A 25,070-nucleotide genomic window follows, 5' to 3' on the forward strand; every position below is an offset into this window, starting at 1 on the left:
ATTTACCTTGCCAGACAGCCGCAGGCCAGCAGCCCGTAATAGAGGTACTCGACGTCGACCATCGCGTCGTCGCCCCATGTTGAGCGAAAGGCCCCGCTCTCGTGCCGGCAGGCAATGTAAACGAATTCGCGGCAGACTTGGCGCACGTCTGCCAACGAAGCGTTGGCCGACTTCAACGCATGCAAGGCGACCGCCGTCGAGAGCAGATCGGGCTGCGGCGCCCCTTCCCATGCGACGAAGCCTCTGTGACCGAAGTCTCCCTCGATGCGGCACTGACGGATCAGCCACTCCACATGCCGTCTCTCGGCGGGGCGGCCCAGGTGTCGCAGCACGATCATCGCCGCGGCCGTGGCGGGAACGTTGGCGATGGGAATCAAAGAGGAGTTGGTGAACCCGCCTTCGGCCGTCGCCAGTTGTTCCAGGGCTTGTGCGAGTTGATCGCTCTGAGGCAACGGCCGGCGCAGGTCCTGGTAAGCTCCCATCGCGAGAAACGCGTCATAGGCGCTGCCCTCGCGGCTGGCGGGGGTTTGGGCGTATCCACCGTCGGCGCTGCGGTATGACTCGATGCGTTTGAGGATATCGTCGGCCAGTCCCGGCGGCATCTGTGAGTGTTCCATCGCCGCCAGCGAAATCCAGCAGCGAGCCAGGCACGCCAGGTGGGTCAGGTCCAGGTTGGTCTTGCAGTATTCCTCCAGGCATAGCCGGTGGCCGCCGGGGCTGTGCAACCCGAAGTACAGGTGCAGGTCCAGCGCTTCGAGGCACTGGTATCCGAACATCGTGTAGTAGAGATCGGAACTGGTTTGCCCGGCGCTGTTGGAGCCGCCGAAGCCGCCGTCGACGGTGCTGAACAGCGGGAGGAACCTCTTGACGGCCTCCATGCCGCTGCTGTCCAGGGCGGTGCAGCCGCGGCGCAGGGCGGCTTGGAGTTCATCGCGAATGGTCATCGCAGCAGCCCATGCGGCCGAGGTCGTTGAAGATGGCCGCCAGCACGCGGCGGCACAGGCCCTTGAGGGCGACGTTGGTGAGGCCGCCCAGGGCATCGATGGCTCGGCGCTTGAAGCCGCTCAGCAGTGCCTCGGCGGCGGCTCGCGGATCCTGGTCCGGTCGTTCGGCGGCCAGCGAGGGCAGGATGGACAGTCCGCCGTCGCTCTCATCGGCCAGGTCGTCGTGAATTTGATATGCCGCGCCCAGCGCCTGGCTGTACGAGGCCAGCGCTTTGAGCACGTCCTCGCCCGCGCCGCCATAGATGGCGCCCAGTTCCAAAGCGACCTGGAACGCCGGGGCGGTCTTCATGCGGTGGATTTCGAGGATGTCAGAGACCGGGAGCACGGGCGGGACGCCCGTGCTACGGGGGTGCCATGGCGGCTGTTTTTCAGCCGCCATGTTTGTCCAGGCCAGTTCGCGGCCTTGACCGAGGCACAGGTCGCGATGGCCGTTGCTTGCGGCCAACAGCATTGCGGCCATTCGCTCCGGCGCGGCGCCGCACTGGGCGATGAGACGGTATCCCTGCCCCAGCAGCAGGTCGCCGACGTTGAGGGCGATCGGCACGCCGTGGCTCTGATGGAGCGTCTGTTCGCCGTAGCGGCTGGCGTCGGCGTCTTCGATGTCGTCGTGGATCAGCGAGGCCTTGTGGAAACACTCGACGGCCATCGCCAGCGTGTGAAGCTCTCCAGTCGCTTCGCCGCTTTGGCCGCTCAACGCCGCAGCGGCACAAACTGTCAGCAGCGGGCGCCATCGTTTGCCTGCCCGCGCCAGCCACGCCCGGGCGAGTTCGTCGGCCGGCCCGGCGACGTCGCCGAAGATGTCGTCGATCGCCTCGGGCGTGAACCAGCTCTCCACTTGTGTTCGCAGGGCCTGCAGATCGATGCATCCCCCGGCGTCGCTGCTGGCGTAGAGGGCTTCCCACAGCCAGTCTTCATCGAGAGAGGTATCGACGCACCCATCCTGCAGCAGCGGCAGGGCGATGCCCGGCACGGCGGCGGCTTCCATGTACGGATAGACGCTGCGAAGGGTCGCCAGGCAACTGACGCCGATGACGGCCTGCACCTGCCCCGACTGGATCAGCGACATCACTACCGGCGAGCCCTCGGCAACGAGCGTGACGTATCCGAGGCGCTGGGCTTCGGTTTCAAAATCGCCGATGGCGCATCCGCCGCAGCGGCGGCACGTCAAGCCGAGCGGATCGACGTCGGCCTTGCAGGAGGGCGCAAGTCTAAGGCACTGGGGCAGCAGCAGCATCCGGCGGTTCATGGGGACCGCCGCTACGGTGGGGCGCCACAATTCATTGCTGAGGATGACGGCGGCGAATTCTTCGAACTGGTGGGCAAGCCCCGCCTCGGTCAGGGCCGCACGGCCATGCCGCACGAGGGCGTCCAGCGGCAGCGGGGGCGTGAGGGCGCATCGGGCGGCGTAGTCGCGGCAGGCGGCGCGCACGTCCTGGCGCTGCCGGGCGGTTGGGGGAATGCCCGGGCCGGCGTCTCGCGCGGGTCGAAGGGTCCGGGGGTTATTCTGCAGCCGATCAGTCATGAGGGCCTCTCATCGGCGGCGATGCGTTTGCCCAGGCGGGCGAACCGCCGCCGCCAGAGCATGACCTCGCCGCGTCCCAGCGTCTGGTAGACGCTGCGTCGCAGCCATGATACCCCGCCCGCTCGCTGATTGTCCCAGAACAATAATGGGACGCGCTTGAAATTGAGCTCGTAGCATTCGCTGAACAGCGCCAGGTGGTCGGCCCGCATGTCGGCGGTGGTAAAGGCGGGCGCCGGGTCGCCATTCATTGCCGGCACGTAGAAGACCGGGAAGATCACGCACGGCCCGGCAGAAAGCTCTCGTACCAGACGGTGCGTGGCGGCGATATCCTGTGATGTCTCGCCGGGCAGGCCCAGCACGATGCTGAAGACCGGGAAGAATCCGCTCTCCCGCAATCGCGCGGCGGTCTGGCGCACCAGGTCGGCCCAGTCGTCGGCGGCGAAAGGCCCCAGCTTGCCCGCACCATTGGCGGCGACAAGTCGGCCGCTGGCGCTCTCGACGCCGACGTTCACCCAGAGGTACTCGCAAGGCCGGTCCCAGGTCAGCAGGCGGCGGATCTCGGTCAGCTCCCGCGTCTCAAGCTGAACGATCGACGCGACGTTGGCATGGTCGATCTGCATGAACGACAGGTCGGCGGTCTTGCGCATCGCCTCGAGCAGTCCGCACAGGGCAGGCACGTTCAGCTTCCAGCCGGCGGCGCCGTAGCGGAAGAAATCTTCGCTGCCGCTGACGACCGCCCGCAGGCCGGCCGCCGCGTTCGCCTCGAGATCCGCCAAAATCAGATCCTGCCCCAGATGCACCATCGCCTTGGCCGAGCTGGTGCAGAAGGTGCAGCCGTTGCCGCAGCCTCGCGAGAGCTCGAGAGCGCCCATGAGACTGGCGCCGCGGATCGGGGCTATCGCGTCCAGGCACGTGCCTTGCTCTACCACGTGGGCCGGCGGCGTGCGGCCGGCGAGGATCGATTCGATCAGAGCCGGTCCGGCCGATTCGAAGTAGCCTTCGAAGACCGTGTCGATGCCTTGCCGCTGCGCCGCGGCCGGGTCGGCGGCCCACTGCCAGGCCCCCGCGCCGCCGGCGACGACCGTGAAACCATGCCGCTCCTTGGCGGCCTTGATGTGCTGCATCATCTCGCCGGTCAACTTGGCGGTGTAAAGCTCGCCGCCGCAGAACCAGTGGGTGGTGGTGTTGCTCATGGCTTGGCCCAGCGGGTCGCTCGAGCTGACAGCCACGATCTTCGTCCAAGGCCCCAGCAGGCGGTGCAGGGTTTCGGGCGTGGCGACGGCGACATCCGCCTCGGTCAGGCCGCTTGCCCGCAACGCCGACTCGACGCGACGCAGGCCCAGCGGCGCGGCTTTGGCTCGCCCGGCCGTGTCGGTGGGCATGGGCGGCGAGAGCAGGTGTCGCATCATGAATCGCGGCGTGCTGGTGGTCTGCATGGTGCCGAAGATGCCCTCGAACAACACGCTGTAGTTGCCGCTGAGGGTGCGGTCGGCCACCAGCACGACCGAGGGCTGCAGGGTTGGGCTACTTTGAGTCATGGCAATCGCAGTCGCAGCCGCAATCGGAATTTGAGGCGTCAGAATCACTGCAGGCGCACTTGCCGTCGCCGCTGCAATCGCAATCGCATGCTTTTCGTTCGCTCATGGCCTGCTGCAGTTGCTCGGCCGTCACGCTGCGGCGGCGCAGGGCTTCGTAGGCATCGCTCTTGAGCAGGTCGTTGAGATTCGCTCCGGCGGCGCGTTCCCCGCGGCCGTTGATCTCGGGCGAGGCGTGCTTGGCGAAGAGGATCGCCCCCTGGGGGCAGACGCGGGCGCAGGCGGGGCAGCTCAGCTTGCAGTTGCGGGGCTTGGAGACGACGACGCGGCCGTCGTCGCCCAGGCTGTACACGCCGAAGAGGCAGAAGTTCATGCACTGCTTGCAGCCGCTGCAGCGGTCGTAGTCGAGGACGGGATACCAGCCGGTCCAGCCTTGGACCATGGCAGGGGGGGCGGCGACGGGTGCGGGACCGCCAGGGGCCGCGTTGCAGGCCTGAAGCGCCTCGGGAAGGTTTGCAGGAATGCTCAAGTCGATCAGTCTTGTGCCCTCAGCCAGCGCCTCGCCCGCGAAATCGGCAAGCCATCGCACAGCGCGGGCGCTGCAGGCCAGCACGATATCCGCCGCGGGCAGAGGCCGGCGGTTGGCCGCCAGCACGCATAGATCGTCGACGACGGTGACGCCGTCGCGTCCGGCCAGCGCCTGATGCATCGCCGCGACCGAGCCTGGATCGAGGGTGCGGGCGTTGGAGCACAGGCACAAGAGTATCTTCTTCGTCGGCATGTCGATGCTAATCCTCCGCTGTGACCTCTCCTGCACAATCTTGACTCGGGGGCGCGGCGGTGGGGAAAAGACCGCCATGGCGCCCGAGTGCTCGACCGCTGATCATTTTGATCCCACGCAGACCAGGTCGCCGTCGGCGTTGCGGGCATAGATGCGCCCGCCGGACAGGACCGGGGCCGTCCAGCACTTGCCCGCCAGGATCTTGACAGCCAGCAGTTCTTTGTACGCCGCGGGAGCGGCCTCGGCGATCACCAGTTTGCCGTCCTCGCTCAGGACGATCAGTTTCCCGTCGGCGGCCATCAGAGAACCTTTGCCCAGGCCTTCCTTCTTCCAGAGGCTCTTGCCGTCGGCGAGATTCAGGCAGACCAGGCTGCTCTCGTCGAATCCGTACACGTGGCCGTCGATCAGGACGGCGGTGTTGAAGTGCGCCCGCATGTTGGCGTTCTGCCAGAGCACTTTGGGTTTGCCGCCGGCGATGGAAACCAGGGCGCAGCCCTTATTGTACCCGCTGGAGATGAAGATGTTGTCGCCCGATACGATCGGGTCGGCGATGTTCGCGTCGTACTCTGTCCGCCAGGGATGCTGCCAGAGCTTCTTGCCGCTGGCGGCGTCGATGCCGTAAAGATGGTCCTTGCCGAAGATCGCCAGGCATTCTTTGCCGCCGTCGACATAGGGCACAGGCGTGGCGTAGCCCGAGCACTCGGGCCCGCTCTGCCAGAGCAACTTGCCGGAAGCCTTGTCCAACGCCACGCCCGCCGTGCCCAGGTTGATCAGCAGCATCTTGCCCTGCACGATGGCGCTGGACCCGAACGCCCACGTGGGCGTTTGGGCGTTAATAGCCTTGGCGACATCGTTCTGCCAGGCGAGCTTGCCGTCGGCCGCGGCCAGGCAGAACACCTGCCCCCACTTGCTGACGGCGTAGACCTTGTCCCCGTCGACCGCCACGGTGGCATGCGGGCCGCCTTCGTAGTACTTGGCGCCCTTGTCGCCGGCGAAGGAGTAGACCCACTGCTGCTTGCCGGTGGCGGCGTCGAAGCAATAGACGCCGTTGCGGTTGGACGCGTAGCCCATGGTATAGACCCTCGAGTCGGCCACGGCGATTGACGAGAACCCTGTGCCGACCTTGGCCTTCCACAGCACTACCGGTCGCGAGGCCTGCCACTTGGCCAACCAGCCCGTTTCGGCGGAAATACCGTTGTGGCCTGGCCCGCGCCAGTTGGGCCAGTCCGCCGCCACCGCGCAGGCGCCCAGGACGATCATCGACAGCACAGCCGGTATCATCGCTCGAGTCTTCATCGCCGATCTCCGCTTTTGGGTCAGGGGTCGTTCCGCTGCCGCGAGAGAGCGAGTGTAACGTTCTGGCAACCAAAATTCCAGCCGACTCGCTCCGGGGCCCCGCTGCGGCAGATCGCGGCGACGACTGGATTTTTCGCGCGCACGTGTCATAATGTCTGGCCTTGCTGGCGGGCCAGACCCGCGGGAGTTTGCTGATGGCCAGAATACACCCAACCGCCATTGTCGACGCCAAGGCCCAGGTGGACGAAGACGTCGAGATTGGCCCGTACTGTATCGTTGAAGACGCGGTGACCCTCGGTGCCGGCACGGTCCTGCGCTCGGGCGCGGTGATCCGCCGCTACACCACGCTGGGACGGGGCAACTTCGTCGACAGCCACACCGTCATCGGCGGAGATCCGCAGGACTTCAAGTTCGACCCCAGGCAGGTTAGCTACGTCCGCATCGGCGACAACAACATCATCCGCGAGTACGTGACGATCTCGCGCGCCACCGGCGAGGGCAACGCCACAATCATAGGCAACAACACAATGTGGATGACCGGCGCCCACGCCGGGCACAACGCCGTCATCGAAGACAACGTCATTCTCGTCAACGGCTCGGCCGTCGGCGGGCACGCCACCATCGGCACCGGGGCGATCCTGTCAGCCCACGCGCTGGTACACCAGTTCTGCTGGATCGGGCGCAACGTCATGACGCAGGGGCAGAGCGGTTTCAGCACGCACGTGCCCCCGTTCACCCTCTGCGCCAACATCAACTGCTGCATCGGGCTCAATGGGATCGGGCTGCGGCGAAACCCCAAGGTCACCGAGACCGATCGCGCCGAGGTCAAGGAAGCTTTCAAGCTGCTGTACCGGCGCAGGCTCTCGGCCAGGGAATCGCTGGCTGCGATGGACGCCCACACGGAGTGGGGCTGGGCGGCGTCGGAGTTCCGCCAGTTCATCCACAACGTCCGAGAGGCCCGCAAACCCCACAACCGCGGACTGTGCCCGCTGCGCCGCCGCATCATGAGCGGCGAGGAGTAATCCCATGCCCGACCTGACCGATGCCGCTTCGCTGCAGCAGGCCGTCCGCCGTTGCATCGCCCAGACCAACATCACCGACATCCACACCCACCTCTTCCCGCCCTCGCACGGGGGGCTGATGCTCTGGGGCATTGACGACCTGCTGACGTACCACTACCTGGTCGCCGAGCTGTTCATGGTCGCTCCCCGTTCGCTGACGCCGGAAAAGTTCTGGGCCATGCCCAAGACCACCCAGGCCGACCTGGTCTGGAAGCACGTGTTCATCGAAGGCGGGGCTCTGAGCGAAGTGGCCGGCGGCGTCGTCACGACGCTGAACCTGCTGGGCCTTGATGCCGGTCCACGCGACCTGGCCGCCATCCGCAAATGGTACGCCGCGCAAAGCGCCAATGCCTACCTCACGCGTGTCTTCGAGCAGACGCGCATTGATTACGCCGTCATGACCAACGACCCCTTCAAGGCCGAAGAGGTCAAGCACTGGAAGACATCCAGCTCTCTACGACCAGTGCCGGAGTTTCTGAAGACCGCCCTGCGCATCGACACGATGATCGTCGATTGGCCCGGCGCCTGCCGACTGTTGCAGGCTCAGGGCTACGACGCCCAGCCCGCCGGCGGCAGCGTCAGCTTCGCAGAGGCCCGCAGGTTCCTTCTCGACTGGGCGAAGATCCTCAAGCCGACGTACCTGGCCGCCTCACTGCCGCCGACGTTCATCTACCCTGAAGGCACGACGGCCCCGCAGGTGGTGCAGAACGTCGTCGTGCCGGTGGCGATGGAACTGGGCGTGCCACTGGCGATGATGATTGGCGTGCGTCGCGGCGTCAACCCGCCCCTGCGCGACGGCGGCGACGGGTTAGGCGTGGCGGACGTTCGGGCGGTGGAGAACCTCTGCCGCGACTTCCCCGGTGCCAAGTTCATCGTGACGATGCTCGCCCGGGCCAATCAGCACGAGCTGACGGTGCTCGGCCGCAAGTTCCGCAACCTGCACGTCGAGGGCTGCTGGTGGTTCTGCAACAACGCCAGCATTATTGAAGAGATGACCCGCATGCGCGTGGAACTACTGGGGACGGCTTTCACGCTCCAGCACAGCGACGCCCGGGTGCTCGACCAGGTGATCTACAAATGGGCCCACGCCAAGCGCATCGCCGAGAAAGTGCTCGTCGAGCGATACACGAAGCTCTTCAACGACGGCTGGCGGCCGACCGAATCTGAAATCGCCAGAGACATCCGTAACCTCTTCGGCGGTTCGTTCAAGACGTTCCTGGCAAAATAATCCTGCTGCCGAAGAATTACGTCCACGAATGACACGAATGAAGAATAGGAAACTTCATGTAAGGATACGCCTATTCTCCATGCATCTTTGATTGTTCCCCATTAGTGCCATTCGTGTCATTCGTGGACTTACTTCTTTTTCCCCAACTCCCGGCTGCGATCGGCGGCGGCGGCGATGGCTTTGATGAGCTTGCTCTTGGTGCCGGCGCTGTCGAGGACTTTGATGGCCGCTTCGGTCGTGCCGTGGGGGCTGGTGACTTTGGCGCGCAGGGCTTCGGGGGTCAGCTTTCCGGCGGCTAGCAGTTTTGCTGCCCCGGCGCAGGTCTGCGTGGCCAGCAGCGTGGCGGTGTTTTCGGGCAGGCCCTGGGCGACGCCGGCCTCGATCATCGCTTCGATCAGGTAGAAGAAGTATGCCGGTCCGCTACCGGAGACAGCCGTCACGGCGTCCATCATGTTTTCTTCGACGCGCACCGTCTTGCCTCGGAAGGCGAAGAATTCTTCGGCCTGGCGCATGTCGCTTTCGCTGGCCCGTGGGCCCGCACACAGGGCGCTCATGCCCTCGCCCGCCAGCAGCGGGGTGTTGGGCATCACGCGGATGATGCGCCCTTTGCCGCCCAGGCCGCTGTCGATGGCCGCGGTGGTGATCCCGGCGGCGATGGAGATGACCAGGCTGGCGTCGGTGATATCTTCTTGGATGCCCGCCAGCACGTCGGCCATCGTCTGAGGCTTGACCGCCAGCACGACGCACGGACAGGCAGCCGGGATGGAGTTGTCGGTGACGGCCTCGGCGCCGATGGCGGTCATCAACTCACGCCGGTCGGATACCGGATCGGACACGACGACATTGGAGGCCTGCACGCGCGGGCTGTTGTTGACGATGCCCCGGACCAGGGCCTCGGCCATGTTGCCTCCGCCAATAATTCCCAGCGTATAGTTCTGCATGACTCACTCCGTCGGATAGAGGAATGGATGAATGGATGAATGGATGGAAGGATGAATGGATGGAGCGACAATCGTCCAACCATCCAACCATCCAGTCATCCACCCATCCACCCATCCACTCATCTGTTCCTACAGTTCACTCTTAAGCCTCTTAAGCGTATTCAGCGCCTCCAGCGGCGTCAGGTTGTCCAGGTCCAGGCTGGCAAGTTCCCGTGCGATTCTGACGGGGGCGTCGGCAAAGAGGTTGAGCTGGGCCGCAGCCAATCGGGCCCGCTCTGCCAGTTCGGGCATGTCGAGGCCTTCGGCCAGGTGCGCCTGGAGTTGGGGCAGGATTTCCCGCGCCCGCTCGATGACCTCTCGGGGCACGCCGGCCAGCCGCGCCACATGCACGCCGTAGCTGCGGTCGGTGCCGCCGGTGGTGATCTTGTGGAGGAAGATCACCTCGTCGGCCCACTCGCGCACAGCCACGTTGAGGTTCTTCGTGCCGTCGAGGAGGCTCTCGAGTTCCGTCAGTTCATGATAGTGCGTGGCGAACAGGGCGCGGCACTTGACTCGCAGGGCCAGGTGCTCGCTGATCGCCCACGCCAGCGCCAGCCCGTCGTACGTGCTGGTGCCGCGACCGACCTCGTCCAGGATCACCAGCGAGCGGCTGGTGGCGTTGTTGAGGATGTTGGCCGTTTCGACCATCTCGAGCATGAAGGTGCTCAGCCCGCGTGTCAGTTCGTCGGCCGCCCCGACGCGCGTGAAGATGCGGTCGGCCAGGCCGATCACCGCCTCGTCGGCGGGGATGAAACTGCCCGTCTGCGCCAGCAGCACCAGCAGCGCCACCTGGCGGATGTACGTGCTTTTGCCGGCCATGTTCGGGCCGGTGATGATCAGCAGGCGGTCGTCCTTGGCGTCCATGATGACGTCGTTGGGGACGAACTGCTCGCGGAGCTGCTCGGCCAGCACCGGGTGGCGCCCGCCGATGATGCGCAGGACGTTGTCCTGTGTGATCTTCGGTCGCTTGTAGCCGCGGTGGCGGGCGAGCTGGGCCAGCGCGGCCAGCACGTCCAGCGTCGCCAGCGCCTCGGCGGCGGCCTGCAACGCCGCCAGGTGCGTCGCCAGGGCCAGTCGCAGCTTCTCGAAGATATCGGCCTCGAGCGAACGGGCCCGCTCCTGGGCCGTGAGCACCTCGCTCTCGTACTGCTTGAGGGGCCCGGTAACGTACCGTTCGGCGTTCTTGAGCGTCTGCTTGCGGATGTAGTCGGGGGGGGCCTTGTCCAGGTTCAGGTGCGACAGTTCGATGTAGAACCCGAAGACGCGGTTGAAGCCGACCTTCAGGTTCGGCACGCCGATGCGCTGGGCCTCGGCGGCCTGATATTCGGCCAGCCAGCGCTGCCCGTCCTGGCCGATCGACCGCAGGCGGTCGAGCTCGAGGTCGTACCCCGCGGCGATGACGCCGCCCTCGCGCAGGATGTTGGGGCAGTCCGGATCGATCGCCCCGGCGATAAGCTGCGCCGGGGCGTCCAGCCCCGTCAGGCGCGGCGACAGTTCGCTGACGAGCTCGCTGGCGATGCCTTCGAGCATGGCCGCCAGCTTGGGCAGCATTATCAGCGTTTGCCCCAGGGCGACGACTTCGCGCGGGCGCACGCGCGCCAGGGCGATATTGGCGGCGATGCGGTCGATCTGCGAGGCGCTCTTGAGCAGCTCGCGCAGGGCGTGCAGGCGGCGCGGGTCTTCGGCGAGCTCTTCGATGGCGTCCTGGCGGGCGACGATCTGGCTGTAGTGGGTCAGCGGGAAGGTTACCCACCGCTCCAGCAGCCGCGCGCCCATGCCCGTGCATGTCTGGTCGATGCACGCCAGCAGACTGCCGGCCCGCTGGTTGCTGCGCAGCGTGCGGTGAACCTCCAGGCAGCGCAGCGTGTTGCCGTCGATGGCCATGTGGCTGGTGCGCTGGAACTTTCGCAACTGCGCGATGTGCGCCAAGGCGGTCTTCTGGGTCTCCCGCAGGTATTCGATCAGCGCCCCTGCGGCCGACAGCGACGGCTCGTACGCTTCGAACCCGAACCCCTCCAGCGTGTGGACGCGGAAGTGCTCGCGAAGCTGCTGCAAGGCCGTGTGCATGTCAAAGGCCCACGCCCCGCGCGACGTGACAGCGGCGTTGGTGCACTGTCGAATCGAATCGCGAAACGCTGGGGCGTCGTGCGCCGAGCCCTCGGCGATCAGCACCTCCGCCGGGGCGATGCGGACAAGTTCATCCAGCAGATGTTCGCCGGGGGCGAGCATCGTCCAGAACGCCCCGCTGGAAAGCTCGACCCAGGCCAGTCCCGCTTGCCTCTTGGCGTCGTTTTCTTCCGCTTTCGACGCGGCGGGCGGGGTAAAAATCGCCGCCAGATAATTCCCTTCGTTGCGGTCCAGCAGCGTCTCGTCGGTGAGCGTGCCGGGCGTGATCAGGCGCGTCACGTCGCGTTTCACCACGCCGACCGCTTCCTTGGGATCCTCCACCTGTTCGCAGATGGCGACGCGATGCCCCGCCTTGACCAGGCGGGCCAGGTAGCTGTCCAGGGCGTGGTAGGGGATCCCCGCCAGCGGCACGGCCGAGGCGCCCTTGCTGCGGCTGGTCAGGGCCAAACCCAGTTCCCGCGAGGCGGTCTTGGCGTCTTCATAGAACATCTCATAGAAGTCGCCCATCCGGAACAGGAGGATGTACTGCGGGTACTGGTCCTTGAAGACCTTGTACTGCCGCATCGCGGGGGTATCGAACTGGCTGTCGGCTTCGCTCACGTGACGGATGATATACCAGCGGGCGGCTGAGAAAAACGAGAAAGGGGGATTTTGCCTGCCTCCCAAGAAGTCGCGGGTGGCGGGTGGCACGGCGACACGCGCAGCGGGTCGCCATGGGCGTTCGGGAACGGGGAGTGCGGGATTGACGGGATTGAGAGGATTAAGAGGATTGGGACAAGAGTCAAAGGTGGCGGCATCTGGTTTCTTTTATACAGATCTTCTCGTTTTTCTCTGTGCCCCTGCCTGCCGGCAGGCAGGTCTGTGGCCCAACTTTGTCCGAAGTTGCCGACTAAGTCGCGACGTCTTCTTTGCGATGCTGTTTCCGCCAGGCGCGGGGGCTCAGGCGCGTGGCGCGGCGAAGGGTCGCCCGCAGGTGCTCCTCGTCGCGATAGCCGCTCGTGGCGGCGATGTCCTTGACGGTCAAGGTCGTGGCCGCCAGCAGGTTCATCGCGCGGTCGAGCCTTACGCGGCGGATCTCCTCGACGACCGAGCGTCCCAGGTGCCGGTGAAAAGCCAGGTACAGCCCCGGGCGCGACAGCGTGGTGGCGGCAACGACGTCGTCGACGCCCAAGCGCGGGTTGGCGTAATTGCCCCAGATGAACCGGATGGCCTTGGCGACCTCGACGTGCGGTACGGCGACGATATCGCTGCTCTGGCGTACGATCAACTCACCCGGTGGAATGCGGATCGGTTTGCGCGGGGCGAGCTTTCGCCAGCGCCGGCCCGCGCGGATCAGGCGATCCAGCAGTTCCGCGGCGGCGTATCCCTGGGCGCGGCGGTTAGTGTCGATGGTGCTGATGGGCAGCGGGGCGTTCTCGCACAGAATCGGGTCTTCGTCTACGGCGATGACGGCTATCTGCTCGGGCACCAGCAGTCCGCAGGCGCGGCAGGCCTCGATGGCTTCCAGGGCGGTCCAGGGGCTGTCTACCAGCAGCGCCAGCGGCGTGGGCAAGGCCGCCAACTCCTCTGCCAGCCACAGGCGAAATCGTGCGGGGTAGGCGTATCGCCCCTGGCCGGTGGCCACCCAGTCTAGGCAATGGAAGGTCTGCCCGGCGCGCTCGACGCTACGGCGGAACCCATGGGCGTGCTCCAGCAGGAAGGGGTCCGGCGCCATGAGACAATACGCCAGATGCTCAAATCCGCGCTGCAGGAAGTGCTCCGCTGCCGTCGCGGCCACGGCTGCATGGTCTGACTCGACGGCCGGTATATCCGTAACGGCTGTATGCTCCGCTGAGAGCATTACCGTCGGCACGGTTGTCTGCCGCCAGAGGGGCAGATACGCTGAGTCGGGTCCGGCGGGAAGGTAGCCGCACAAGATAGCCTGGACGTCCCAATTGTCTGCCAGGGCCTCGGGCGGATCGTTGGCCATCCCGCAGAGAATGGGCAGCCATCCGCCTTTTCGGGCGTATTCCAGCGCGCCGGCCCGGCTGGCTTCGTGCAGGCTCAGCAGCAATACGCCCGGCGGGTTGGGATGTTTGGATTGCGCCATGGGACTATCTGGAAAACACGGTATATCTATTAAAAACGCGGGTACCGTTTTCGTCAAGGATTCATTAGGATCATCGAGCAAATTAACTCAGCGGCGTTGGCCCCCGCCTGATGGGCGGGGGAACAATTTAAAGGAGATTGATGATGATCGCGAAGACAGTTGTAGCCCTCGGACTGGTGTTGTGCCTGGCGTCAGCAGCGCAGGCGACCGTGACCTCGAATTACGCGTACTACCGGCTGGGCGAAGACCAAGGCGCTGTTGTCGGCGGCGACGCCTCTGCTCCGCAACTCGCCAACACGGATGGAACGACATTCCAGGACACGCTATATACGTACCTTGGCGGCAGTGGCGGCACGGCCGTCTATTCCGATGACGTCAAGGCCGGTTCCGGCAGCACGACGTCGGTCCTGCTGAACGGATGGGGCGGTTGGGCCAACAACATCGGCGGGGTCTGGGACACCGGCACGAATCCCAGCATCCAGGCGATGAGCGGCGGGAACTGGGGCATGGAAGTTTACGTCAAGTCGGTCGGCGCCTCTTTTGCCAACGACGGCCGTATCTACCAGAACGGCCGCGGCCCCATTGGCGGTCAGTGGTCGGCCCTGCAGGTCAGCGGCAACGGTTCCACATTGTTCCGCGAAGGCGACAATGGGACGCCGCAATGGTCCGCCAGCGCGATCGCCGACGAGCAGTGGCACAGCGTGGTGCTCGTGCAGCGCGACAGCAGCTTCGCCGGCGATAAGTTCTACGTCTACTATGACGGCGTGCTGGCTTACTCCGACAACAGCCTTGGCCAGACCAGCACCCCGCAGAGCATGTTCATGCTGGGCGGCAGCGACGGCGCCACGTGGACCGGATACCTCGACGAGTTCCGGATCTTCACCTTCGACGCGTCGGCTGCCAATGACCAGATCCTCGCCGAAACGAACATGACCATCCCTGAGCCGGCAACGATGAGCCTGCTGGTCATCGGCGCTGTGGCGGGCTTGATCCGCCGCAAGAAGACGTAAGAAGATTTCCAGAAACACCGCGCTTGAAGGGCGCCTTGCCGTGGTTGCCCTCCAAGTGTCATGGCGGCCGGTCCCAAGGGGCCGGCCGCCTTATTGCGCTTCGGCACAGGCGGCAAGGACGGGCCCCAACCTTCTGCGCTCTCTTGTGAGTATCGTTGATTGTTGAAGTTCGAGGAGCATGGGCGGGACGCCCATACTCCTCACGTGCGAGACGCCCGTGCTACTCCAGAACCGGCACCGGTCCGGCCAGGGTGGCGAAGTCGGTGATGGCGCTGCGGTCGCCGCTGCAGACGAGTTCCTTGTTCATGCGCATCTCGGGCAGCTTGACGGCCATCCAGCGGGCCGCGACCGCCTTCTTCGATTCCTTGCCGGTGGCCTGGTCGCAGAACAGGGCGCCCACGATCGTGGCGATGGCCATGTCGACGATCTTGCGGCCGTACAGGTCGGTGTATTCCATGCCCTTTTCCTTGGCGAAGGCCATGGCCTCGGTAAGCAGGGCGTAGCCTTCCTTGACCTTGTCGACGGTGGGCTGGAGATCGGCGGGCCAATCGCGGTTGAGGAGCACCTCGTTCATCACGCCATCGACGCCGCCGCTGCTGACGCCGCGGACGGCCGCGACGACCTGGAGCTGGCTGGTGCCTTCGTAGATCGTCGTGATGCGGCTGTCGCGCAGGTACCGCTCGACGGGGTAGTCCTTCATGTAGCCGCTGCCGCCGAGCACGGCCATCGAGCCGTTGCTGACGCGCATCGACATCTCGGAGGCGTAGTACTTGGCCATCGGCGTGAGCATGCCGTTGAGCCGCTTGTACGTGCGGGAGGTCTGCTTGAGGGCCTTGGCCTGGTCCTTGTCGGTCACGTTGCCGAACTCGAGCTGCTTGAGGGCGCCGGTCTCGAGGTCGACGCAGAACGTCGCGTAGTACGTCAACGCGCGGGCGGCCTGCACGTCGACGTTCATGTCGATCAGCAGTTCGCGGACGGCCGGGAAGTTCTCGATCTCGGTGTCGAACTGCCGGCGGCTGTGGGCGTAATCGCGGGCGACGCGGTAGGCGGCCTCGCCGATGCCCAGGGCCTGGGCGGCGATGCCGATTCGGGCGCCGTTCATCAGGCTCATGACGTAGGTGATCAGCCCGCGCTGGCGCTCGCCGACGAGCAGGCCGGGGGCGTTGTCGAAGAAGATTTCGCACGTCGGGCTGCCGTGGATGCCCAGTTTGTTCTCCAGGCGGCGAATCTTGACCTTGGGACCGCGCTCGACCAGGATCACGCTCAGGCCGCGCCCGTCGGTGATCTCCGGCTCGGACCGCGCCAGCACCAGCAGCACCTCGCCGCAGCCGTTGGTGATGAAGCGTTTCACGCCGCGGACGAACCAGTTGCCCTTGTCGTCCTGGTACGCCTGCACCTTGACCGACTGCAGGTCAGAGCCGGCGTCAGGCTCGGTGAGCACCATCGCGCCGGTCCACTTGCCGCTGGCCATGGGGGGCAGGTACTGCTGCTTGATCTCTTCGCTGGCAAAAGCGTTGATCGTCTCGGCGATGCCCTGCAGGCCGTAGATGTTCATCAGCGACGCATCGGCGCGGCTGATCATCTCGTTGCTCATCGTGTAGACGAGCTGCGGGCAGTTGATTCCGCCGAAGCGGTAGGGCAGGGTGAAGCCCATCAGGTCGGCCTGGCCCAGCAGCTTGATCGCCAGGGCGATCCCGGGGGCATAGGTCACCGAACCGTCGGCGTTGAGGACGTTGCCGACCTTGTCGGTCTCCTCGGCCGTCGGGGCGATGCGGTCGCCGGCGATCTCGCCGAGGCTGGCGAGGATCTGGCGGTAGTTGTCGACAGCCTCTTTGGCGTCGGCGGGGGCAAAGTCGCACTCCTTGGCAAAGCGGAAGTCTTCTTCCACGATGCCCGCCAGGCGCGCCACGTTCATGTGGTCAAAGAGAAAGCTGATGTCTTCGTTATCGGTGTAGAAATTCGCCATTAGAGCTTCTTCCTTTTAGCCTCAGAAACTTTGCCACAAAGGTCACAAGGAACACAAAGGAGTTGTTTCTGTCTTATCACTTCGTGTTCTCTGTGATCTCTGTGGCCGATCTTCGCTTTCTGTTTTTCTTTTACTTCGTGTTCTTTGTGATCTTTGTGGCCAAGTTTTTGTTGTTACGCCTTGGCCGCCTGCTCGATCGAGGCGCCGCCGCGGATGGCCTTGATCATCTTGGGGATCACGATGTTCATGTCGCCGACGATGCCGTAGTGGGCGATGGAAAAAATCGGCGCCTCGCGGTCGGTGTTGATCGCCAGGATCTTGGCCGCTTCCTGCATGCCCGCGCGGTGCTGCACGGCGCCGCTGATGCCGCACGCCACGTACAGCGCCGGGCGAACGGTCGTGCCGGTCTGCCCGACCTGGTGGTCGTGGTCGACATAGCCCAGGTCCACGGCCGCCCGGCTGCCGCCGACGGCGGCGCCCAGGCAGTGGGCCAGATCCCAGATCAGCTTGAAGTTGTCGCGGCTGCCGACGCCGGCGCCGCCGGCGACGATGATGCGGGAGGCCTTGAGGTTGACCTTCTTCTCGCGACGCTCGCTCTCGAGAACTTCCAGCGGCAGCACCAGGGCGTCCAGGCCGCCCTTGCAGGCGACAACCTGCCCCTTGCGGGAGGGTTTGGCCTCGCTCATGGGCATGACGCCTTCGCGCACGGTGGCCATCTGAGGCCAGCGGTCGTAGTTGACGATCGTGGCGATGATGTTGCCGCCGAAAGCCGGGCGAATCTGCAGCAGCAGGTTCTCATGGTTGACCTCGCTGCCGGCGGGCTTGTGGTCGCCGATCTGCAGGTCGGTGCAGTCGGCCGTCAGCCCGCACTTCATGGCGCTGGCGACGGTGGGGGCCAGATCGCGTCCCATCGCCGTGGCGCCGTAGAGGCAGATCTGCGGCTTGAACTGCTCGATCAGCGAGCAGATGGCCGTGCGGTAGGATGCGTTCTGGTAGCGGGCCAACTTGGCGTCGTCGACGAGGTAGACCTTGTCGGCCCCGCGGGCGATGAGCGTCTCGGCCAGGCTCTTGACGCCCGAGCCCAGCAGCATTGCGCCGACGGGCACCTTGAGGGTGTCGGCCAGTTCGCGCGCCTTGGTCAGCAGTTCCAGCGGCACGTCCGACAACTGCCCCGCTTCCTGCTCGGCAAAAATCCAGACTTCGCCTTTTCGGTTTACGTCGATCATTGGCAAACTCGTTTTCCGTTGGTGAATCCGGCCTCGAAGAGGCCGGCAGGATTTAGCCGGAGGCGTAAGCCCCCGGAAAAGGTCAAAGAAGAAACCAGAGCCCCGAAGGGGCGAAAGATATTAGCGGTGAGTGTGCGGCCGGCACGGGATTGTGTCGCCCCTTCGGGGCTCTGACCAAGAGAGACCGCTGACCGGGGGCTGACGCCCCCGGCTAAGTTCTGTCGGCCCTTCGGGCCGAAGAATCCGCCGCTAGCGGGCGCGAACAACTCCCGCCGTGGCTCAAAGCATCCCGTCTTGTCAAAAGCTTCTTTCATATCCAGGCCGCAGAATCTTCCAGTATTCCAATATTCCAGTCTTCCTCTCCCCCATGGCGACCCGCAAGAAACAAAAACGCGTGTCGCCATGCCACCCACCCAATCATCCATACATCCGCCGCCGGCTATCCCAGCGTGTGTTCCTCAATCAGCTCATGCACCAGCCGAACGACGTCTTCGTCGGTGGGCTTGAACTCATGGTACTCGCCGCCGGTGAGGACGACCGACTGGATGCGATGCACCTTGGTCGGGCTGCCATCGCGGCCGCACCAGGCCAGGTCCGCTTCGATCTGGTCGAGGCTCATCTGCTCGATCAGCAGGCGCTTGTCCTTGAGCTTGGCGCAGTATTTCTCGACCTCGGTGGCCTTAAGTTCTTCGGTGTAATCTTCGTAATCGCCGGGCAGAAGGTTTTCAGCTTTCTTTTCGACCTCGGACTTGGCCATGGCGCGTTTGAACTTCATGATTCTCTTGGTCGCGCGGGGGCGGGGCTCATTGGCGGTGTCCATCACCGTCACCAGCACCGGCAGCTTGGCACGGACGACTTCCCATCCGTTGCCGACGTTGCGCCGCACGGTGATCTTTCCGTCGGTGATCTGCACGGTCTCTTCGAGGTAGCTGATCAGCGGCAGGCCCATTTTCTCGGCCAACTGCGGACCGACCTGGGCGGTGTCGCCGTCGATGGCCTGGCGGCCGCACAGGACGATGTCGGGTTTGAGCTTGGCCATCAGGCGTGAAAGGATGTAGCTGGTGGCCAGAGTGTCGGAGGCGGCGGCGCGCCGGTCTGTAATAAGGATGGCGCGGTCGGCGCCGCGATAGAGGGCTTCGCGCAGCACGTCGCAGGCGGTGGGCAGGCCCATGGTGACGACCGTGACGGTTCCGCCGTGGGCGTCGCGGATCTTCAGCGCCTCTTCCAGGGCGTTGAGATCTTCGGGGTTGAAGATCGCCGGAAGGGCGGCGCGGTTGACGGTTCCGTCTTCCTTCATCGCCTCGCCGGTGATCCGTTTGGTGTCGGGCACCTGTTTTACGCAAACGACACAGTTGTATCCCACGTCATCGACTCCTGTCTTGTGGGCTGCGGCACGCAGGCGTGAACCGCAGGCCGCCGCATAGCCAAGTGGCCCGCCGGGGCGGGCCGATCGTTCAGAACGTACGGGGGCAAGATATTACGGGGCGCTTCGGGGCAAGTCAAGCGCCAAAAATAAGGCGTGAAGGCGGGGCATGGATGTCGCGGTTGTGTGGCATGGGCGTCTCGCCCATGCTCCCGGTGTGGCATGGGCGTCTCGCCCATGCTCCCCGGAACGTCACAGTCAGGGACACGCACAACGGAGTTGTGCCTGGCACCCGGGGACGGCTACACCTCAATCCCGATACAAAATAATGTCATTTCCGCAATACCGCAACATCCGCAGAGTTTAACAGGTATCCGGCTAGTATTCACCAGAGCGGCGATGGCGGTGTGTGGCCGACACGTCGCCCGCTCTTGCAGGACATAAAGGAGATACGTGATGATCCGCCTTATCGCACCCTTATTGGCAGCGTGCCTGGCATTGGCGTCGACGGCATCGGCCGCCGACGACCAGGCCGCCCAGGCCCAGAAGCAGGCCCAGGCCTCCGTAAAGGAAGCCCAGGCCGCACAGCAGGACGTCCAGGCCGCCCTGAAGAAATATGAAGACGCCCGCCGCAAGGCCGAAGTCCTCACCCGCAAGGCCTACGCCGAAAAGCAGCGGGCTGAACAACTGGCCAAGGCCCAAGCCAAAGCCCAGGCCCAGGCCTCCAGGAAAACCGCCGCCAAGACGCCCGCCAAGCCCGAGACGGCCAAAAAGCCCGAGGCCAAGAAGCCAGAAGTGAAAAAGCCCCAGGCCAAGAAACCCGAGGCGAAGAAGCCTGAGGCCAAAAAGCCAGTGGCCAAGAAGCCTGAGACGAAGAAGCCCGAAGCCCAGAAGCCCGAGGCCAAGAAGCCCGAGGCCAAGAAGCCTGCCGTTGCCCGCCAGGCGCCGCCCGCCCGGCCTCACGCCAGCTTCGAAGATGTCATGGGCGACCCGGTCAAGTCCGGCTTCCTGGCCATCGCCAGGATCAAGGCCATAACGGCCAGAACGCAGTCGACCACGATGACCCAGGCGGCACTGGAAAAGATTTCCAAAGAAGCCGTCAGCCTGTCCGTGCGTCGGGCGGCGCTTTTTGCCCTGGCGGAACTCGATGAGAAGAACGGCAACGCCGAAAAGGCGGCCGACCGGCTTGCCCAGGCGACGAAGATTCCTGCTGAGCCCAAGCCCCAACCCAAGCCGGCCATGGGGATGATGGGCATGATGCAGCACGGTCAGATGATGCAGCACGGCCCGATGATGGGCGGAGGAATGATGGGACGCGGGCAGATGGACAAGCCCGCCTCGCCCGCCGCGGAGAAGCGACCGGCATGCCCGAGCGAAAACTGCCCGAAGATGAAGGACGGCAAAGGTCCCTCGCCCCAAGGCAGAATGATGCCCGGCCCGATGCATGGACAGATGATGATGCGAGGCCGCATGCATGCCCATGACGGCCTCGACCGCGAGCAGATGCGCCAGCGCATCCGCGAGCACATCAAGGAAGGGCTCGATTATCTCGCCAAGCGCACGGCGGAATACCAGAGCCAGCGCCGTGAATTACCTCGCGGCGAGATGGACCGCCAAAGCCGCGGCCAGCGGGACATGGAGCGCGGCCGCGATCCCTGGATATCCCACCATGGCCGGCACGAGTCGGATGCGCCTCAGGCCGGCGACGATGCCAAGGCCCAGCAGGCGCGGCATATCCAGCAGTGGCTCAAGGACAACCCGGACATGGCCCGCAGGATCTTTCAGGACCTGCGAGCCGGCGCCGCCCAGCCGCCTGCCGCCCATCCGGAAAGATCCAAGCCGCCGGCGCCTTCGGCACAGCCTCGTGGCCAGACCAAACCCGACCAACCGGACCGCCAGAAGCTCGAGCAGGAGCTCAAGCAGCTCCGCCGTGACCTGGAACGGCTGGAAAAAATGGAACAGTGACGGATTCAACCAGCACCGATTCAAGGAAGCACGGCACTGGGGGGCCGTGCTTCCGGTTTTTTTCGTGCATGACCGCCGCGGGCGAGACTACCATGACGATCAATCGGCGGCGCCAGACGGCGCGGCCATTTCAATGGGAAAGGGTTCGGCGATGAAGAACTGTTTTTCGATCCTGCTTCTGGTCAGCACAGTGTTCTTGATTGGCTGCTTCCCTGTCGAGTTGAGCGTCTCCAAGGACGGGCAGGTTCTCATCCCGCGCCAGGAGGGGTTCTACCTGCTCAAGACTGCCGACGCGGCCGAGGCCAAACTCATCTACTCGCCCAAGGGCGAAAAGCCGGTCTGGGCGGCCTTTACCCCCGATGCCAGTAGCGTCCTGGCGCTGAGCCAGGGCAAAGGCGACATGGGCGATACCAATTACACGCTGCGCCGCATGGGGCCGGACGCCAGTGCGCTCAAGGCGTTGATGACGGCGTCTAACCTGCTGTACGCGCGAGTCAGCCCTGACGGCGCCAAAGTCAGCCTCGCCCGGGCCTCGGATACCGAGAGCAAGACCCTGGCCAAGAAAATGCCCGAGCTGCTGGTGGTCTCGACCGCCGATGGCGCCAAGAAGCCGCTGCTGTCGGACGTGGCGGCCGTTCACCGCTGGACGACCGACGGCAAGGGCATTCTGGCCGTTCACGTCACCTCGCGCGAGAAAGACGGCGACCAGTATGTCGGCAAGCTTGTGATCGTGGCCGTGGCCGACGGAAAGACTACCGACGCCGCCTCGGTTCTCGCTGGCGACAAGATCTACATGGACGTTTCGCCCGACGGCAACAAGGTGCTGTTGACAGCCCTGAAGGTGTTGCCGACCGCCCAGGCGGTTCCCGCCAAGTCGGACGAGAAACCCTCGCTGTTTGAGATCGACCTGCGCAGCGGCCAGGTGCGCTTGCTCAAGCAAAAGGCGCTGCTGGGGGTGTATTCGCCCAAGGGCGACAAGGTGCTGGCGGCCACCGAAGGCGGCGAGGGCACGACCGAACTGTCGATTGCTTCGGGGGATATGAAGGAGTTCAAGACCATCGCCACCGACGCCGCCAAGTCGGCGGGGTCCAGTGAAATCTATCCCGGATGGCTCAACAACGACACGGTGCTCTACGTCGGCCTGCGGGCCGTCTACGGCACCGAAGCCAAGAACTTCCAGCTCATGGCCCTGTCCGCCGATGGCAAGACCCGCCGCAACTTCCAACCGACGATCGATCAAGCGGTGGAACAGAAATAGAATCAATCACGGTCTGCATTCAGCGCAAGCACGGTCCCAAGGGATCGTGCTTGCGTTTTCATAAGCGGTCGAGCTTGCTCGACGCAGTTTTCCTGATCGTGAAACAATCGCGCGGGCAAGCCCCGCCGCCAATCACTCCAGGTTCGCGTGACGCTGGCGGTATCGGTCGATGTCCAGCTTGAGGCGATCGGAAAGGATGTCGAACACGGCGTCGAGGCACAACCCGGCGGCGTGCTCGAAGACGCACGCGCGGGTGACGATGTCGTCGGCCTCGGCGGGGATGATGACGACCTTGTCGGCGGTGTCGGCCAGCGGGCTGCTCGCCTCGGCCGAGAGCACCACGACTTTGGACCCAAGCTTTCGCGCGCGGTCGGCCATGTACTGCGTGTAGCCCGTCTGGCCGGTGCAACTGATCGCCACCAGCAGGTCGCCCTCTGCCGCGGCGGGGGTGATCGTCTCGCCGGGCACGTACGCCGTCAGGCCCGCGTGCATCAGCCGCATGCCGAAGCTGCGGGCCACCAGCCCGCTGCGCCCCGCGCCGGTCACGAACGTGCGCCCGACCGTCGGGAGCATGTTGGCCAGCACCAGCAGGCCCGCCCAGTCGGCCTGCTCCATCGCCCGGTCGATCAGCGTCAGCAGCTCGCGACCGGCGGTCTTGACCTTGTCGCTATCCCACGATGGCATCGCCGGGGCCTTTCTTTTCCCACCGCTTGAGGTTCACCACGGCCGCCAGCGTGCTGCCGCTGTCGCGGATCTCGCGGCGGATGCGGTTCTCGGCCTCGAGCACGTCGGCGGCGCGGTTGGCCATTTCGACTGCTCGGGTGCGCGGCAGCACCATCACGCCGTCGTCGTCGGCGACGATCCAGTCGCCGGGAAAGATCGCCTGTCCGCCGATGGCGATGGGGGCGTTGATCTCGCCCAGACCGTGCGGATCGCCGGCGTGGCTGCATGTCAGCGTCGACCAGACGGGCAGGCCCAGGCGGCGGATGTCAGCCGTGTCGCGAACGGCCCCATGCACCACCAGTCCGGCGATCTGTTTGTTCCTGGCGCTCTCGGTGGCCAGTTCGCCCCAGACCGCCGGGGCCAGCCCGCAGGCGTCGATCACGATCACGTCGCCCGGCCCGGCGGCGTCGATGGCCTCGACGGGCTTGGCCCAGTCGCCCGGCAGGGTCCGCACGGTGACGGCAGGCCCGCAGGCGAAGGTGCCCGGGACGAGTTGCTTCAGGCCCGGCAGGCACGCCAGGCGATGGGCGCCGTCGGAGATATTGCTGGTGCGCACCTTCGCCAGCAGCTCGCGCAGGCCCGAGCCCGAGGCCCGCTTGAAGTGCTCACTCGCCACCGCTTGGCCTGATTCCATCGCTTTGCGGATGGCCGCCGTGGCCGCCCGCGGGTCGTCGGCCTTGGTGATGGCCCCGCCGACGATGATGACATCGGCGCCGGCCGCCACCGCCGCCGTGGCGGTTTCGGAATTGATGCCGCCGGCCACCGCCACGGTGAGATTCGTGGCCGCTCGCACGGCCTTGAGCAGCTCCATCGGATCGCGCCCCTGCATCTGCTGGTCGATGGGGCAGTGTACGTCCACCCAGTCGACGCCCATCTCGCTCATGCGAGCCGCGGCGGCCGCCGGATCAGGGATGCCCATCAGGTCTACCGCCACGGCGATGCCGTAGTGCTTGCCCGCCTCGACGCACTCGCGGATGGTGCTTTCGCTGGCCGCGGCGCACACGGTCATGACCTGCGCGCCGGCCTTGGCTGCCGCCTCGGCCTCGATGCGCCCGGCGTCCATGGTCTTGGTGTCGGCGATGATCGTTTTGCCGGGCAGGAGCTGGCGAAGCTTACGCACCGCGTCGAGCCCTTCGGACTTGATCAGCGGCGTGCCGGCCTCGAAGTAATCCGCCCCGCCATCGGCGGCCGCCTTAGCCACCGCCAGCGCCCGAGGCAGTTCCAGAAAATCCAACGCCACTTGAAGTTTGGCTTTGCTCATTGCTGCTCGTCATCCAGGAGCTTTTGAAGAGGGGCCAGAAGGAGTGGAAGATCATGCTGAATTGTGCGCCATACGATGGTCTCGGACACGCCAAAATAGACATGAACCAGTACGTTTCTTGTTGCGTTCATGAGGCCCCAGGGGATTTCGGGATGGTTCGCCACGATTTGCTTGGGCATGGCCCGAGCCGCCTCTCCAATGATCGTAAAGTTTCTGGCGACTGCATCCACCGTCTTGCGGTCAGCGCAAAACGCTTCAAAAGTCATATTGCGAGTGTACTCTTCAATGGCATGCACGGCATCTATGATATCTCTGACGCGGAATTTCCAATCTCTAGGCGGCACGTACGGCCTCCTTGAGAATTTGTTCTCGCATCTCTTTTCGCAGCGCATCGCATGTTGCCAAGTCGACCTTTGTCCCCAGTATGCCTTCCAGAAAGAGCTTCAGGCCACAAAATGTAAACAACCCCACCGGCTCGGAGAACTCCACCAGAATATCTACATCGCTGAAATCCGTGGCCTCGTCGCGCGCGACCGAACCGAAGATCGACAGCGACTTGACGTGGAACTCGTCCATGCGGTTGCGGTTGTCGTGCAGGATTTTGATAACCTGTTCTTTCTTCATATTGCACCTTTGGCTTATTATACGGCCGCTGCAGGCGTGTGTCACTAACCC

The 25,070-nt window shown here is 64.8% G+C and carries 20 protein-coding genes; 5 read left to right on the top strand and 15 right to left on the bottom strand.

The window, feature by feature from the left end:
* Nucleotides 1–2: 2 nt before the first annotated feature.
* The 5 genes from ABFD92_16055 to ABFD92_16075 all read right to left on the bottom strand — a co-directional run bounded on the left by ABFD92_16055 (nt 3) and on the right by ABFD92_16075 (nt 6,138).
* Nucleotides 3–944, bottom strand: a complete 942-nt coding sequence (locus ABFD92_16055; GenBank protein ID MEN6506053.1) for a prenyltransferase/squalene oxidase repeat-containing protein — start codon at nt 942–944, stop codon at nt 3–5.
* The gene (locus tag ABFD92_16060; GenBank protein ID MEN6506054.1) at nt 928–2,526 is read right to left on the bottom strand and encodes a polyprenyl synthetase family protein; all 1,599 of its coding nucleotides are present in this window, start codon (nt 2,524–2,526) and stop codon (nt 928–930) included. Before ABFD92_16060 ends, ABFD92_16055 begins: the two co-directional genes overlap by 17 nt.
* Complete coding sequence (locus tag ABFD92_16065) at nt 2,523–4,064, bottom strand: radical SAM protein (protein MEN6506055.1); 1,542 nt, start codon at nt 4,062–4,064, stop codon at nt 2,523–2,525. The genes ABFD92_16060 and ABFD92_16065 overlap by 4 nt, the downstream gene beginning before the upstream one ends.
* A complete protein-coding gene (locus ABFD92_16070) occupies nt 4,051–4,842 on the bottom strand; it encodes a ferredoxin family protein (GenBank protein ID MEN6506056.1) in 792 nt (263 codons plus the stop codon). Before ABFD92_16070 ends, ABFD92_16065 begins: the two co-directional genes overlap by 14 nt.
* A 102-nt stretch (nt 4,843–4,944) precedes the next feature.
* A complete protein-coding gene (locus ABFD92_16075) occupies nt 4,945–6,138 on the bottom strand; it encodes a PQQ-binding-like beta-propeller repeat protein (GenBank protein ID MEN6506057.1) in 1,194 nt (397 codons plus the stop codon).
* Between the two features lie 194 nt (nt 6,139–6,332).
* Between ABFD92_16075 and lpxA the strand changes: the two genes are divergently transcribed.
* Nucleotides 6,333–7,160 (top strand): acyl-ACP--UDP-N-acetylglucosamine O-acyltransferase, encoded by an 828-nt coding sequence (gene lpxA / locus ABFD92_16080; protein MEN6506058.1) that lies wholly within the window; start codon nt 6,333–6,335, stop codon nt 7,158–7,160.
* 4 nt (nt 7,161–7,164) lie between these two features.
* Nucleotides 7,165–8,427, top strand: coding sequence for a glucuronate isomerase (locus tag ABFD92_16085; GenBank protein MEN6506059.1), 1,263 nt, complete (start codon nt 7,165–7,167; stop codon nt 8,425–8,427).
* Between the two features lie 128 nt (nt 8,428–8,555).
* On the opposite strand, the gene proC is transcribed toward ABFD92_16085, so the two are convergent.
* The 3 genes from proC to ABFD92_16100 all read right to left on the bottom strand — a co-directional run bounded on the left by proC (nt 8,556) and on the right by ABFD92_16100 (nt 13,623).
* Nucleotides 8,556–9,368: a pyrroline-5-carboxylate reductase gene (gene proC / locus ABFD92_16090; GenBank protein ID MEN6506060.1), complete on the bottom strand. Its 813-nt coding sequence runs from the start codon at nt 9,366–9,368 to the stop codon at nt 8,556–8,558.
* A gap of 129 nt (nt 9,369–9,497) precedes the next feature.
* Nucleotides 9,498–12,134: a DNA mismatch repair protein MutS gene (gene mutS / locus ABFD92_16095; GenBank protein ID MEN6506061.1), complete on the bottom strand. Its 2,637-nt coding sequence runs from the start codon at nt 12,132–12,134 to the stop codon at nt 9,498–9,500.
* Nucleotides 12,135–12,423: 289 nt separating this feature from the next.
* Nucleotides 12,424–13,623, bottom strand: coding sequence for a substrate-binding domain-containing protein (locus tag ABFD92_16100; GenBank protein MEN6506062.1), 1,200 nt, complete (start codon nt 13,621–13,623; stop codon nt 12,424–12,426).
* A gap of 143 nt (nt 13,624–13,766) precedes the next feature.
* On the opposite strand from ABFD92_16100, the gene ABFD92_16105 reads away from it, so the two are divergent.
* Nucleotides 13,767–14,633, top strand: coding sequence for a PEP-CTERM sorting domain-containing protein (locus ABFD92_16105; GenBank protein MEN6506063.1), 867 nt, complete (start codon nt 13,767–13,769; stop codon nt 14,631–14,633).
* Nucleotides 14,634–14,853: 220 nt separating this feature from the next.
* Here ABFD92_16105 and ABFD92_16110 read toward each other — a convergent pair whose 3' ends face one another.
* The 3 genes from ABFD92_16110 to ABFD92_16120 all read right to left on the bottom strand — a co-directional run bounded on the left by ABFD92_16110 (nt 14,854) and on the right by ABFD92_16120 (nt 19,122).
* The gene (locus ABFD92_16110; GenBank protein ID MEN6506064.1) at nt 14,854–16,599 is read right to left on the bottom strand and encodes an acyl-CoA dehydrogenase family protein; all 1,746 of its coding nucleotides are present in this window, start codon (nt 16,597–16,599) and stop codon (nt 14,854–14,856) included.
* Nucleotides 16,600–16,772: 173 nt separating this feature from the next.
* Entirely contained in the window at nt 16,773–17,825 is a 1,053-nt protein-coding gene (locus ABFD92_16115) for an electron transfer flavoprotein subunit alpha/FixB family protein (GenBank protein ID MEN6506065.1), read from the bottom strand.
* Between the two features lie 439 nt (nt 17,826–18,264).
* A complete protein-coding gene (locus ABFD92_16120; GenBank protein ID MEN6506066.1) occupies nt 18,265–19,122 on the bottom strand; it encodes an electron transfer flavoprotein subunit beta/FixA family protein in 858 nt (285 codons plus the stop codon).
* Nucleotides 19,123–19,644: 522 nt separating this feature from the next.
* Between ABFD92_16120 and ABFD92_16125 the strand changes: the two genes are divergently transcribed.
* Both ABFD92_16125 and ABFD92_16130 read left to right on the top strand, forming a co-directional pair.
* Complete coding sequence (locus ABFD92_16125; protein ID MEN6506067.1) at nt 19,645–21,153, top strand: hypothetical protein; 1,509 nt, start codon at nt 19,645–19,647, stop codon at nt 21,151–21,153.
* Nucleotides 21,154–21,304: 151 nt separating this feature from the next.
* The gene (locus tag ABFD92_16130; protein ID MEN6506068.1) at nt 21,305–22,411 is read left to right on the top strand and encodes a hypothetical protein; all 1,107 of its coding nucleotides are present in this window, start codon (nt 21,305–21,307) and stop codon (nt 22,409–22,411) included.
* A gap of 132 nt (nt 22,412–22,543) precedes the next feature.
* Here ABFD92_16130 and ABFD92_16135 read toward each other — a convergent pair whose 3' ends face one another.
* From ABFD92_16135 to ABFD92_16150, 4 genes are read right to left on the bottom strand one after another with little or no spacing between them, the layout of a single operon-like run.
* Nucleotides 22,544–23,095: an SIS domain-containing protein gene (locus tag ABFD92_16135; protein MEN6506069.1), complete on the bottom strand. Its 552-nt coding sequence runs from the start codon at nt 23,093–23,095 to the stop codon at nt 22,544–22,546.
* On the bottom strand, nt 23,079–24,395 hold the full coding sequence (gene hxlA, locus ABFD92_16140; GenBank protein ID MEN6506070.1) for a 3-hexulose-6-phosphate synthase: 1,317 nt from the start codon (nt 24,393–24,395) through the stop codon (nt 23,079–23,081). The genes ABFD92_16135 and hxlA overlap by 17 nt, the downstream gene beginning before the upstream one ends.
* Complete coding sequence (locus ABFD92_16145) at nt 24,392–24,739, bottom strand: DUF86 domain-containing protein (protein MEN6506071.1); 348 nt, start codon at nt 24,737–24,739, stop codon at nt 24,392–24,394. The genes hxlA and ABFD92_16145 overlap by 4 nt, the downstream gene beginning before the upstream one ends.
* The gene (locus ABFD92_16150) at nt 24,729–25,019 is read right to left on the bottom strand and encodes a nucleotidyltransferase family protein (GenBank protein ID MEN6506072.1); all 291 of its coding nucleotides are present in this window, start codon (nt 25,017–25,019) and stop codon (nt 24,729–24,731) included. The genes ABFD92_16145 and ABFD92_16150 overlap by 11 nt, the downstream gene beginning before the upstream one ends.
* Nucleotides 25,020–25,070: the final 51 nt, after the last annotated feature.

The organism is Planctomycetaceae bacterium (genome assembly GCA_039680605.1).
GTDB lineage: Bacteria > Planctomycetota > Phycisphaerae > SM23-33 > SM23-33 > JAJFUU01.